Consider the following 13,705-nt stretch of genomic DNA (forward strand, 5'->3'; position numbering starts at 1 on the left):
GAGCTATCCAGACATGTTGTTACTATCAATCGCAATCGTGTTACCGGTGTGTACTGAGCGTGGTGAAATACCCAACCTCGTCGGCATCGCACCAACACTCACAGGGCTTGCTAGAGTGCCACACGCAAACCCAAATAGTATCGTCTGCCAATAACATCATAGTGCATCGCATTGGTTGCAATGTTGCTGATGAAGTTGCGCGGCAGCATCGGTGGCTCTTTATCGCCCAGATTGGTGATACCACCGTAGAGTTCCAGTCTGTCCAGGCCCTTTAGACTAAAACGGTAGGAACCCGACACGTCAAAGTAAGTGACAGAGGGAACACTGTTGTCAGCGGCTGACAACTCTTCACCAGTCCAGTTGGGATTGTACTTGCCCGAACTGATGTAACGCATCTGACCGTAAACGCCCCAGGGACCGCGGTCGTAAGAAAGCGCTAACCGAGAGCGTGTTTCCGGTGCACCGAAGTTGGTCACCAGCCCCATCTCACCGATCACATCTACCGGGTTGGTTCCGGAGACATCGACTTCCTTGTTAAGCAGATAGCTGGCCAGCAGGTTGACGCCCAGCGTACCGCCTGCCAAAGCGACAGAATAGGTAGACGAGAAGTCCAGTCCCTCAACATCGAGAGAGCCGAGATTCAGTAGCGGATTGACCACCTCCATGATGTTCTGACTATCATCGAAGGAGATCAACTGGCACATGCTGTTGTCACCCTCCGCGCAACGGTCAACAATCTGCTGGTCGGTGGATCTGTCGATGGCGTCGGTGATACTGATATCGTACCAATCAAGCGACACCTTGAAATCCACGGCCATCGGGGACCAGACAACACCGACCGTTCTGGTTTTCGACTCTTCCTGCTCCAAGCTCTCGTTGCCCACGAGTATCCGGGATATAGCATCAGTATTGCCGGTAAACGGATTGGTCACATTGCCAAAGAGCAGAGTCGCTTCAAGAAACTGCTCACCAATGCTCGGCGCCCGAATATCCTGCGACACCGTTCCGCGAAACACTAGCGAATCCAATGGCTGATAAACCAGGCCCGTTTTCCAACTGGTAGCATTACCCACTGAACTATAGTCCGCCCAGCGTACCGCCGTGTTGAAATCCAGGCTCTGGCTACCGGAAATCAGCGGAATGGCCCACTCGGTGAAAGCTTCCGTCACATCCATCCTGCCATCAAGGGGCTTGGCATTAACAATGATGAAGGCAGAGTTGAGGTCGTTCTCGCTGACGGTCCGATCCAGCGATTCTTCGCGATAGTCGACACCGAAAGCGGCGACAATCGGCCCTGCCCACCCCTCCACGATATCGCCGCCGGTACTGATCGAGAACACATCCTGGTCAAGCTTGGTGCGCGACCTGCCGGTATCGGTAATGTAGTCGATAGCACCCTGGCTAAGGGAGCCTTTACCAAACAGGTTAGCCGGGACACAACCGGGGGCGCCATTAGCGCCGCCCACATTGGCCCGGCAAACGATGTCACCCGTGCTCGGGTCGCGCACTGCATCGGCCGCAAAACGCAGGTTCTGGACCAGCAGATTGCGGGGCTGCGCGTTGGTGAAAGTGGCATTGCCGTACTGGTAGTAGGCTTCCCACCACCCGCTATCGCCATAATCTCCCTCAAAACCTAGAACAAATCGCTTGTTCTTGTTTTCAGAGACCGAGGCAATGGGTGCAAAGTCCTCGAAGGTTCGGTACAGAGGGAACGCGGCAATGCCGTGCTCGTCCATGGTGGTTTGCACGCTTTCCGGAAGAAAGGGGTTGCCCGACAAAATGACTGGATCGCCAAATCTGAAAGCGTCAATCAACGCTCCATTGGATTCAGTCGTGGTGTAACTGCCCTCGCCAAAAAAACGTACTGCGTTGCTGAGGTCATAGCGCACCGAGCCGAGCAAAGCACTGCGCTCCACCGGTATATCCAGGGCGGTATTGTCACTAAGGTAGGAACCGCTACCACCGATCATGTGTGTACCGCTGGAGAAAGCGCCAAGTTCACGCGGGATCGCGCTCCCATCGGGCATGAACTCCAGGTTGTCAATCGGGGATGAACCATCTCCCAGAGTGACGCCATTGGGCGAGCCAAGGTACAAGGCAGCGCCGGGCCGGATAATCTGTCCGGGAATACCGTCGTTGGGGCCCGTGTCATCCGGGTTACGTAGAATGGCCCAGTGCTCGTTTGACCAGCTCCTGGCTGAGGAAGCCGGCACACCATCGTTGTTGAAAACATCCGCGGCAACCACAAAGTGGCCGCGGTTATCAGCAAATTGCTGCCCGTAGGCTGCAGAGACGCGCTGATTTTCGGCATCACCCTTGGTAGAGCGGCCGCCCTGTACATCAAACTTTGCGCCTTCCAGTTCGTCATCGAAAACAATGTTCACCACACCCGACACGGCATCGGTACCCCAGGCCGCCGAGGCACCACCGGTTACAATGTCGACGCGCTTGATGATCACTGCGGGTATGGCCGCCACGTTGACAATGCCATTCTCATCAAAAGGCACATGGCGTCGCCCATTGACCAAAACCAGATTTCGATTTGCACCCAACCCGCGTAAATCGAGGCCGCTTACGCCGTTCTGGCGCGAGTTCAGTGTGGACGATTGCGGGCTCAGGGAAGCGCTGAATGAGGGGACCTCATTGACGAGATCAGCAATGTTGGTAACACCACGGGCCTCCATATCTGCGGTACCCAGCATGGTTACCGGTGTCGGTGCCTCGTAGCCTGATTCCTTGATGCGAGATGCGCTGATTACCACCTCTTCCAGCGCCGTACTGGTTGCGCGCTCGGCATAAGCAGGCTGTTGAGCTGCAGTGAGCAGCGCAATCGCAGCAGCAAGGTGCTTCGCATTCAGCGTTGAAGATGTCATTTTTGCTTCCTCTATGGGGAATTGGTTTTATCTGCAGCTTTGCTGAATCAATCGACATCCACAGTAACATGCTTTTTTCGTTTTAGAAAGTTTTTGCTTTATTAGAAAATTCCGTCACCCGTTCACGCAAGTTCTAACGTTCCTTTACAAACGGCCAGGCGCGACCCAGGCCGGGTCAAACCCCAATGCCGCAAGATCTGCCGGAATGCCACTGCCCGCAATCTGCGCAGCGGCCAGCCTGGCCGTCGCGGGCGCCATCTGAATACCATGACCACCCTGTCCCGCTAGCCAGAAGAAACCATCGACGTCATTGGCATATCCAAGCACTGGGCTGCGATCGGCAACAAAGCTGCGCAACCCTGCCCAACTGTGTTCAACCCGGCGGACTTCAAGCCGCAATGCCGCCTGCGCATAGTGAACGGCATAGGCCACATCAAGTTCCTCAGGCCGGGCATCGCAAGCCTCGGACAAGTGCTCGTCCGCGGGCGACGCGAGGATCAGCCCGGCATCGGGTTTAAGGTAGAAGGAGCCATCCGTTGCCATTATCAGAGGCCAGCCGGACACCTCGCAGCCCGGCGGAGGTTGCAGCAACACCGCGGTTCTCCTCAGGGGCATCAGGCCAATCGGATTTACCCCGGCCAGCCTGGCTACCTGATCGGCCCAGGCACCAGCAGCGTTGACCAGTAGCGGCGCTGAATAGACAGTGTCCCGGGTTTGTACCTGCCAGCACTGTTGCCGGCGCTCGATGGCTACCGCTTCTGCATTATTGACCAGCCTGCCCCCGTGCTGGCGCAAAATGCGGAGATAGCCTTCGTGCAGGGCGTGGACGTCGATATCGTGCACATCGGGTTCAAACCAGCCGCTGGACGCATACTCGTCACGAATAAGGGGAATGCTGTGGCGAATGAATGCCGTGTCGACCTGGGCAATACCGGCAAAAGTCGCTCGCAAGCGATCAAAGTCCACACTGGCCTGGGCCTTCTGTGCGGGAGTGCACAGCGACAACAGGCCGCGCTGGTGCAACAGAGTCGGCACCCGGAAGACCGAGGGCGGCTCTTGCAAGATGCTCCGGCTGCAAGCCGTCAGGTAGTGCAGGGCCAGGTTGTCAGCCCCGTAGGAAGGAATGTAGGCCGCAGCAGAACGACCGGTTGCATGATAGCCAGGCTGTTCCTCCCGCTCCAGCAGCAATACTCGATTACCGTCGCAGAGCTCTGCGGCAACGGATGCACCTGCCATGCCTGCGCCGACGATAATGATATCGAACGTTTCCACCAAACCGACCTCCTGCGATGATTGGGCATAGCAGGTATATTACATAAATTTTTCGTTTACGAAAATATAATTCGAAAACAACCAATCGGAATGATGGCGAGTGGCGGGGTGAGTAACTCCCGGGAATGTGTCAGTACGCGGCGACGGCTTCTATCTCCACCTTGGCGCCAGGCAGCATGAGATCAGCCTGCACGGTGGAGCGTGCCGGCCGGTGTTCACCGAAGAACTCCCGGTAGGCCGCGTTGAAGCCCTGAAAATCGGCGGTATCGGTGAGCCAGACCGTGATTTTTACGATACTGGTGGTTTGAAGATTCTCCAGGGCCAGAAGCCGCTGGATATTTTCCAGGCAAAGCCGTGTTTGCTCAGCGATGCTGCCGGTGCAAAGTGCGCCATCCGGGTCGAAGGCCAACTGGCCAGAGGTAAACAGCAAACCTGCGCTGCGGTATGCGGCAGACAATGGGGCCCTACTGCCATCTGGCAAAACGATGTCATTTCCTACGGGTTGGGGTGTAGCCATGGGCACATCTCTTCTTGGGTTGCTTGAATGTGTACAGGGGCTGTCGAATCAGCGCCTGCTTGCCATTGTAGCATCTATTTCGTTTTCGAAATGTATATCCCAAAAAGAAATTTCTGCTTATCCCGCTTTCAGGTGCGGAAAATATCGGACACGTTCTGATAGCCTTCCAGCGACATGCTCATCAGGATGTGGGCATCTTTACGCCCCAGCGAAACGTAATGGTGACCCATGGAAGAGTCGAATAGGATACTGTCGCCGGCGGACAACTGCACGGGTTGATACAACTCAGTATGAAGTTCCAGTTTGCCGCTAAGGACGTAAAGAAATTCCTGGCCATGGTGGCGATGCCAGGGGAGTTCCGGATCAAAGACGCGCGACTTCACCACAGCCTTGAGGTACCCCTGCTGGTGGTTGGACACATCGCTGCACAGCACTTCGTACTCCATATCAAGAGCCTCAAACACCGCCCCCTGTCCACCCGGGGTAATTGCCCGGCGCCCCTGCATAGCACTGACCGGATTGGTCAGGTCGGTCACTGGCAAACCGAGCCCATTGGCCAGTTTGTTGACACTGGTAAAGTTCAATTGGGTCTTTCCGTGTTCCAGCTTGGAAAGCGTGCCCACTGATATTCCTGTTTTCTCTGCCACTTCGGCCAAGGTCCAATCGTGGTCCTTACGCAATTGCCGAAGGCGGCGCCCGATCATATTGGCTGGCGGTGTCACATCCGCAGCGCTGTTTTTCCTTGCCGTTTTCTTCGAGGCCACCTACTTCCTCCCGTATTCCAAACCGTATTGACCCGTGAGCAATAGCCACGATGGCGAAGCATTGCACAGATACGTTTCGATATCGAGAAGGCGGCACTAGCGCTGGTTTATATCACCGGTTGAAAGCGCAATTACTTGCCATTTGGCAATTCGAGGTCCTCGAAGCGATTGGCTGCCACATTTTTTACCACCCGGTTGGCGTCAAAAATCCTGCCATTCATTGCCACGTAAACACCCGGCGGAACACGCTGTAGTGCGCCGATGGCACAGCCAATGTTGAACACCGCATCAGACCCGGAAAACGCGGCGGGCTGCAGGGCCCCGGTCAGCACAATGCGCTTGCCGGGAATGCCGGCAAGGCTTTTGGCGGTGGCAACCATGCCGTCGGTGCCATGGGTGATGAGGATGTAATCTGCTTCACACCGCTCAGCAAGCCCGCGAATGCTGCTCCGGTCGGCGCCGTCCATGTCCAGGCTGTCCTTGCGCATGGCGGATTCCATCGTGAACTGAAATCCCACGCCCAGCCTTACCAGCAATGCTCCAATTACCGGCTCACCGACCTGATAGTCACTCTTGGCGTCAAAGTAGATCTTGTCGATGGTTCCACCAGTGGTGATGATATGAAGCTTCAATCCGGTCTGTTGCCGCCTCGGCTCGGTGGAGAAGCCGACCAGGCCTACCCCAGCGCTCATGACCGGTCCGCCGCGCGGTAACCGGGCCCGCGCACTGCACGGCCGGGCTTTGCCCCGGTGTGCACTCCATTGCGCAATACCGGCACGCCATTCACCAGTACATGATCGACCCCCGTCGACAGCTGATGCGGCTCGGTATAAGTGGCGTGATCGGTTATGGCGGCCGGGTCAAACACCACAATATCCGCGTAGTAACCCTTGCGAAGCAGCCCGCGATCACCAATACCCAGGTTGCTGGCTGGCAGGGAGGTGAGCCGGCGCAGCGCCTCGGACAAGGTAATTACCTGCTCGTCTCGCACGTACTTGCTCAATAGACGACTGAAGGTGCCGTAGGCTCGGGGATGGACGCTCTGTTTGAGGAAAACGCCTTCTGGCGCCAACACTGGCGCATCAGACTGGAAGGTTACCCAGTCGCGCTCGATCTGCTTCTTGAGGTTGTCCTCGGACATCATGAAGTACACAGCTTCTACCCGGCTATTGTCTTCCACCACCAGATCGATAATGGCTTCCGCCGGGGTCTGGGAACGCATCCGGGCGACCTCGGCCAGTGTTTTGCCAAGGTACTGGCGCAACTCTGGCTTGCGAAAACCCACCAGCAGCACATTGTCTGCACCGCCTGAGGCCACGTAGACGTTTTCCCAGTTGTCGCCAGGCATCTCGATTTCACGCAGTAACTGCGGGCGCAGGGCGGGGTCGCGCAATCGGGCCATCCAGGCCTCGACACCGCCTTCCTGCACCCAGGGCGGCATTGCCGCACTGAGCCCGGTACTGCCGGCAATGTAGGTATACATATTGGCTCGGATGTCGACCCCCTGCTCGCGCGCCGCTTCGATGGTGGCGATGGCCTGGTCCATTTTCGGCCAGTTGTCACGCCCGGCAGCCTTGAGGTGATAGATCTCCACCGGTGCCTCTGCCGCGCGGGCAATGGTGAGCATTTCTTCAATGCCTTCCAACAGGCGATCGCCCTCTGAGCGCATATGGGCCATGTAGTAGCCGCCGTACTCACCGGCCACTTCGGTCAGCGCAATCAACTCCTCGGTTGAGGCAAACGAGCCCGGCGGATAGATCAATGCCGAGCCGAGCCCCATGGCGCCCTCCTCCATGGCCTGCGCGACATCCGCTCGCATGGCCTCCAACTCCGCGTCGCTCGGAGGGCGATTGTCGGCGCCCAGGTGCTTGACCCGCACAGTGGTTGCACCGACAAAGGACGCGATATTGGGCGACACACCGCGCAACTCCAGATAATCGAGAAACTCTCCGAGGGTATTCCACTCGATGTCATAGCGAATATTGGTCTGCCGGGCGCGGCTAATGGCCTTCATCGGCTCGTTCAGTGGCCCCATCGACCAGCCCTCGCCGAACACTTCAAGGGTGACGCCCTGGGTGATATCTGACACACCGCGGCCATCCTCGATCAGGGCGTCTGCGCCCCAGCTGAGCATATTGATGAAGCCGGGGGCCACTGCCCGGCCGGCGGCGTCGATCACCAATGTCGCGCTGGCGCCATCCAGGTCTCCAATCGCGGCAATGCGGTCGCCGCTGACCGCGATGTCGCCGGCGACACCCGGCGCCCCGCTGCCGTCGTAGATAATACCGTTACTGATCAGCACGTCGTAAACGGGTGCCGCCAGCGCCGCCACAGGCAACAGGTAACAGGTGGCTGCGGCAAGCAGGCCGCGCAGTGCGGCCTGAAGGCCATGTTCTCTCGATGTAATGGTCACTCGTAAAGGTCTCCACTGATTTTGCTACTCGGCAGCGTCGGGCTCATTGCGGACTCTCCACTCGCTGAAAGCGGATGCCCTCACGTTGTGGACCGGGCATCTGCAAAAGAACCGACTCCACCGCCCCGCTTTTTTCTGTGCTGACACTTAGACTGAAAGGGGCCGGGGACACCTGCCGCCGCACCGGGTCATCGGGCAGGACATCGAAGGTGATACCTCCATGAGGCCGTAATTCACCGCGAAAGGCCGTACCGTACTGAGTGCGCAGCGCGCCAGATTCCAGCGCCACCGACATCTCCCCATACAGGGGGTGCCGGTAACGACCGACCAATGCCTCGGATGGCACCGCAGGCGTGGCCGCCGGGTCGTGGCTGGCCGCATGCAGCTGACCGGCCCCACGATAACGTTCACGCCGCTGATGCAGGTTGTCGAGGAACTCACTGCGATAGTCGGCGGGAGCCAGACCCAGCAGGCGATCCAGTACCCAGCGCGTTATGTCATAGCGCACACCAGAGCCGGTTTCACCGTTGGTCAGCACCGCCACACAAACACCCGCATCCGGGATAAACGCAATGTTGGAGGCCATGCCCTGGATCGCGCCGCCGTGGGTATACACGGTGTTTTGATCGCCGTAATTCATGCGCTCAAGACCGAGGGTGTAGCTCTTGTAGCGATTGCCGGTCCGCGCCGCCACATCCAGCGGCATGAAGTTGCGCGGCTCGCGGGTGGCCTGCATTGCACTGACCAAACCGGGCACTTGCTGCTCTGCCTCCTCGGGCCAAAGCTGGGCCTGACACCAGGTTGCCATGTCTGTCGCGCTTGAGTACAAAGCACCTGCGGGCGCGACATGCGCCAGGTCAAAATAGCGGGTAGTCACCGCGCTAGTCGGCGTCAGGTAGTGCGGCTGGGCGACATTGGATAGTTGCTCCAGCGCCGCCAGGGAACTGCCACTGCGATGCATGGCCAGCGGCTGAAGCAGGCGCGCCTGCACGAATTCGTCCCAACTGGCCCCCGCCAGTTGTGGTATCAACTGTCCCGCCGCCAGGTACAGGAAGTTGTTATACAGGTAACTGGCGCGAAAGGCCTGCTCCTGCGGTAGGTGCTCGATCGCCGCCATCATCTCATCACGGGCCAACCCGGGTCTGGCAAACCAGAACAGGTCAGCTCGCGCTAAACCGCTGCGGTGGCTGAGTGCATCCTCCACACTGAGGTTGGCCGTCAGGTAGGGGTCAGAGAAGCGCAGACCAGGCAGGTGGCGCGCCAGTGGGTCATCCCAACGCAGTTTTTGTTCCGTCACCAACAGGCCGAGGGCGGTCGCGGTGAAATGCTTGGTCATGGAGCCAATGGCGAAGATTGTATCGCCATCCACATCCACTTCACCCCCGGCAATACGACGGCCATAACCGCGCACCACGGGTGGGCTGTCACCCGCAACTACCGCGACGGCGGCGCCCGGCACCAGACTCAAGGCCAGCAGCTCCTCGACAAATGGGTCCAGGCCGTCCAGGCGCTGAGCCAGCGATTCGGCCGCCCGGGTATGTAGCGCCGCACCGCTGAGAACTACCAGTAAAAAGCTCAGGATCCAATGCACGGGTCAGTGCCTCCTCATCAGAACAGTGGTTTTAAGGCTTTCCGAACAGTAGCCGCAGGCCACGGGCATAGGACACGGGAATCACGTCGAGATGACCCAGGCCCTGGTGGATCTCGCTGTGCAAAGTCAAACTCGGGTAGTTACGCGACTGCAACACGCCCCCCAGACGCGCCTGGCCGCTGGCCACCTGGCCCACGCCCTCCAGATAGGGGTCGGCAAGTTCGCGCGATCCCGAGGCCAGATAAACGCCGGCCTGCAGGTCATTCTGTTTACTGGCAAAGCGGGACTCAACACGGAATATCTCGCCATCGCCGTAGGCCATTGCCGGGCTGGAGATGATGTAGTTGCTAAACGGCGAGTTCTCCTGGAACAGCGTCCAGGCGGCAAAGTAACCCCCGGCAGATACACCACCAAGCGTCAGCCGCTGGGGGTCAACCCGCAGCCCACCCGCCAGGAAGGGCAACAACTCCTGCGATAGAAACGCCAGGAAACGCGGAGCACCACCGGTACACTCCCGTCGCGGCACATCGTTTTCCTTGCAGGTCTGTGCCACTGTCTGGCCGAAGGGATCTTTCAGGTTCCAGCCTGGCGGTGAAAACTCGTAGAGTCGCCGGATATTGTAGGCTGCCTGCCCCTCTTCGAAGGGTGTCCCCACACCCACCAGTATCATCGGTTCCTCAAGTTCTGCCTCGACTGCCATTAGCGCCGCTGCCGCACCACCGAAGAAGCGATTGCCATCGGTGATGACCAGGGCAGCAAAGCGCTGTTCTGGATTCTGCAAATAGGCCATGGGGAAGCGCACAATAATGTCATAGCGCCGCTCCATGACCTCGGAATCGAGGCTGAAGGCCTGCATGCCCAGCAGCGGGAAATCGCGGGGCGCAATACGCTCTGAGCCTTTGCTATTCTGCGCCACCGATGGGCCGCACCAGGCAAACAAAAGACTCAGAACAACTACCATGCCGTACTTCATAAATCGGTCTCTCTCATCAAGTCTTGGCAGGGCGGCGCCGCCGCCCACGCCGGTTGGTAGGGCTACTGCCATGGCTCAGAAGCGGTAGGCAAGCTGAACCCCCAGGGTGCGTGGCCGCAGGCGCCAGCCACGGTCCAGGAAGAAGGCCACCGTGACATCATCTTCATTGGTGAGATTGGAGGCGTAGAACTTGAGCTCGACATTGTCCACGGTGATACCGGCGTTGAGATCCACCGTGACGTAATCGCCCGACTCCGTAGGAATCGTTGCACCGGTGTTGAAGGCACCCACATAGGTGGCGTCGGCGCGCAGGAAGGCTGGGTATTGCGCCAGCAAAAAGTCATAGTGCAGGCCGACATAGCCGTTGTGCTCCGGCGACATGGGCAGACGCTCGCCTTCATTGCCCCCCTGGTTGTTGGTGAACTCAGCATCGGTATAGGACGCTGCGAGCTGCAGGCTAAGGCTGCTGGTCAACAGCACCTGGGCCTCCAGTTCCACGCCCTGGGAGCGAGCTTCGCCCCCATTCACCGTGGCCGAACAGACAGGGTTTGAGCCCACCGCGCCGACCGGGATATCTGTCCAATCAATGCGATAAACCGAACTGTTCAAACTCACTCGCCGATCCCAGAAACTGAATTTTCCGCCCAGTTCAAAGTTCTCAGTGGTATCTGAATCAATGCTGGATGAACCAAGGGAGATAGTGGTGCCGTCCATCAGCCCGTCGTTGTCGACATCACAGATTGTCGGCGGCGCGGTGGCAACACCAAGCCCAAGACGGAAACCTTCCGACCACAGGGCGTACAACAGAGCGTCGTCGTGCAATTGATAGTCGATACCGGCTTTATATCGGCTGTCCGATTCGGCTGTCGAAAGCTGGTTGGGAATAGCCGCCAGGGGCCCTGATTCATCGATATCGTCGTCGCGCTCATAATCGAACCAGCGCCCCCCAACCGTCAGCACCAGGGCGTCGGTTAGCGCATAATCCAGCTCACCAAACACCGCTACCTGGTCGATGGTCGACAACGTATTCACCGTGCGCAGGTTTTCTGTGCCAAATGGATTGAGGCTGGGATCATCACCCGTCCAGCGCCAGCAGCAACGCTCGAAGGATTCGAAGTCTTCGTAGTAAAGGCCACCGGTTACCTGCAGCTTGCCGTCAAACTGCGAGGCCACCCGTAACTCCTGCACCAGCCCCTCCTTGTCGCGCTCGCTGAACCCTACCGCTGCCCAATCAATGACTCGCCCCAGGTCGGATGAATCGGCAGTTTTGCCGTCTACCCACGAGGTCGAAGAAGTGAGGGTGCCCCAGCCCATGTCGTAGTTCACCAGTAGGTTAAACAGGCTGAGCTCGTCGGTCTTGAACTCCTTGCCAGTTGCCAGCGCCGAGGCTTCATAGGCCTGACGGGAGAGGGTCACGTCGTTGCGGCCATCCTCCTCCAGTTCCTGGTGGGCGACCATCAGGGTCACATCCAGTTCGTCGCTGGGTTGCCACAACAGCGAGGCGCGCGCCCCGGTAAAGCGGTTACCTCCGACGCCTTCTTTCTCTGCCACCGGTGTGCCGGTGGCCGCTGAGCGATCCTCCAGCAATTCTGTACTGACCAGGTCAACGTATCCCGCGTTGTCAAAGCGATAGCCAACCAGGCGCAGGGCCAGTTCATCACCCAGCGGCAGGTTCAGCATGGCGGTCACATCGCCATTGCCACCGTCGGCCCCATCGGTGGATGAGTAGTCCACGGCAACCCTGCCCTCAAATTCATCGAGGTAGGGAGCGTTGGGAATATTGCGCACTGCGCCGCTCATGGAGCCACCGCCGTAGAGCGTGCCCTGGGGGCCTCGCAGCACCTCGATACGCTCCATGTCGACCAGCTTCATGTCGCTGGACGTAGAAATAATCGGGTTGGATAGTGGCACCTCACCAAAGTACGAACCCACGGTTGCTCGCTCGCCAAAGGCGAGCCCAATACCGCGAATAATGATCTGGTTTTCGCCGACGCCACGGTCGATGTAATTCACGCTTGGCAGTGCGTCGAGGTAGTCCTCCATCCCCACCAGGGACCGATTATCAATCTGCTGAGCACCGAGTGCCGAGATACTGCCTGCAGTGCTCTGCAGGTCTGTCGCTCGCTTGGTCGCGGTGACCAGTACTGTCTCCAGCACCGGCGGGGCCGTTGCCGGCTCCGTTCGCTGCTGAGCCTGGGCAGTGCCCGCCAGGCTCATCAGTGCCAGACCGACCGCCAGTGCCTGTTCGGATTTTATTGTTCTCATCTCAGACTCCTCATGACTGTATTAGATGTACCTGCGCGGCAAGATCAGCCCCACAGCTGGGGGCTCGGCAGCCCAACAACACCACCGGTTGCATAGTCGAGGGCGTGTTCGATGTCTCCCTCCAGTAACAGCGGACCGTCGATGTCCACGAAACGGCAGTGCTGGCCGACCACAAAGGCGGGGGCCATGGACAGGGACGTGCCGACCATGTTGCCCACCATCAGCTCCTTGCCATCACGCTGTGCGTTGTCGACGATCTGCAGGGCTTCGGTCAGGCCGCCACACTTGTCCAGTTTGATACTGATCACGTCGTAACAACGGGCAGCTTTGGCGTACTCAGCAAGGCTGAGGCAGGATTCGTCTGCACCCAGCGGCACGGGGCTGCGATAGCCTTCCAGGATGTCATCACCGCCCCGCGGCAGAGGCTGCTCGATCATGTCCACATTGAGACGGGCAACGGCCGGGGCATACTCGCGTAGCTCATCGAAACTCCAGCCCTGATTGACATCAATCAGGATGCTGGCATCCGGGCGCGCGGCTCGAATCGCCTCCAGGCGGGCGATGGGTTCATCCGCGCTCAGTTTCACTTTGATCTTGTCGTACTGGGCGTAGCGCAGGGCCGCCTCGGCCATCTGCTCTGGGGTTCCGATTCCGACGGTCGCTACTGTTACCAGTGGCCTGGGCTGCAGCGCCAGCAGCTCCCAGATAGCTGTACCTGAACGCTTCGCCTCTAAATCCCACAGCGCGCAATCAAGGGCATTGCGGGCGCCGCCAGGCGGCAGTCGCTCAAGCAGGGATGTGCGATCAATACCACCCTCCACATCGCTGCGGATGGACTCCAATTGCGCCCGCATGGAATCTGCCGTCTCGTCCAGGTAGTAGATGCCAATCCCCTCGCCACGGCCACTCACGCCGTCCTGGGTCAGGCTGACCTGTAAAGCGTCTACGTGCTCAAAGGTATAACCGGTGATCGAGAACGGAATGCGCAGGGGCAAGCGCTTAACGTCAATAGTGAACTGCATGGTTTGTTCTCCTGG

General features: G+C 58.7%; 10 protein-coding genes. All 10 read right to left on the reverse strand.

All coding sequences use genetic code 11. The features are described 5' to 3' along the window. Nucleotides 1–110: 110 nt before the first annotated feature. Nucleotides 111–2,873 (reverse strand): TonB-dependent receptor plug domain-containing protein, encoded by a 2,763-nt coding sequence (locus tag DDZ17_RS05100; RefSeq protein ID WP_116364817.1) that lies wholly within the window; start codon nt 2,871–2,873, stop codon nt 111–113. Nucleotides 2,874–3,017: 144 nt separating this feature from the next. Continuing rightward, nucleotides 3,018–4,145, reverse strand: coding sequence for an NAD(P)/FAD-dependent oxidoreductase (locus tag DDZ17_RS05105; protein WP_241505787.1), 1,128 nt, complete (start codon nt 4,143–4,145; stop codon nt 3,018–3,020). 130 nt (nt 4,146–4,275) lie between these two features. Continuing rightward, nucleotides 4,276–4,662 (reverse strand): RidA family protein, encoded by a 387-nt coding sequence (locus DDZ17_RS05110; RefSeq protein WP_170150151.1) that lies wholly within the window; start codon nt 4,660–4,662, stop codon nt 4,276–4,278. A 128-nt stretch (nt 4,663–4,790) separates the two neighbouring features. Continuing rightward, nucleotides 4,791–5,426, reverse strand: coding sequence for a helix-turn-helix domain-containing protein (locus DDZ17_RS05115; protein WP_157976452.1), 636 nt, complete (start codon nt 5,424–5,426; stop codon nt 4,791–4,793). 131 nt (nt 5,427–5,557) lie between these two features. Beyond that, complete coding sequence (locus DDZ17_RS05120) at nt 5,558–6,118, reverse strand: asparaginase domain-containing protein (RefSeq protein WP_116364819.1); 561 nt, start codon at nt 6,116–6,118, stop codon at nt 5,558–5,560. After that, nucleotides 6,115–7,839, reverse strand: coding sequence for an N-acyl-D-amino-acid deacylase family protein (locus DDZ17_RS05125; protein WP_241505788.1), 1,725 nt, complete (start codon nt 7,837–7,839; stop codon nt 6,115–6,117). Before DDZ17_RS05125 ends, DDZ17_RS05120 begins: the two co-directional genes overlap by 4 nt. Before the next feature lie 43 nt (nt 7,840–7,882). Then, nucleotides 7,883–9,430, reverse strand: coding sequence for a serine hydrolase (locus DDZ17_RS05130; protein WP_116364820.1), 1,548 nt, complete (start codon nt 9,428–9,430; stop codon nt 7,883–7,885). Between the two features lie 31 nt (nt 9,431–9,461). Beyond that, nucleotides 9,462–10,346 (reverse strand): alpha/beta hydrolase, encoded by an 885-nt coding sequence (locus tag DDZ17_RS05135; protein WP_157976453.1) that lies wholly within the window; start codon nt 10,344–10,346, stop codon nt 9,462–9,464. A gap of 132 nt (nt 10,347–10,478) precedes the next feature. Then, nucleotides 10,479–12,668 carry a TonB-dependent receptor gene (locus DDZ17_RS05140; RefSeq protein WP_116364822.1) on the reverse strand — a complete coding sequence of 730 codons (2,190 nt, stop codon included), beginning with the start codon at nt 12,666–12,668 and terminating at the stop codon, nt 10,479–10,481. A gap of 44 nt (nt 12,669–12,712) precedes the next feature. Further along, nucleotides 12,713–13,690, reverse strand: a complete 978-nt coding sequence (locus tag DDZ17_RS05145) for a dipeptide epimerase (protein ID WP_116364823.1) — start codon at nt 13,688–13,690, stop codon at nt 12,713–12,715. Nucleotides 13,691–13,705 lie beyond the last annotated feature (15 nt).

The sequence above is a fragment of the Parahaliea mediterranea genome (assembly GCF_003402235.1).
GTDB classification, from domain to species: domain Bacteria; phylum Pseudomonadota; class Gammaproteobacteria; order Pseudomonadales; family Halieaceae; genus Parahaliea; species Parahaliea mediterranea.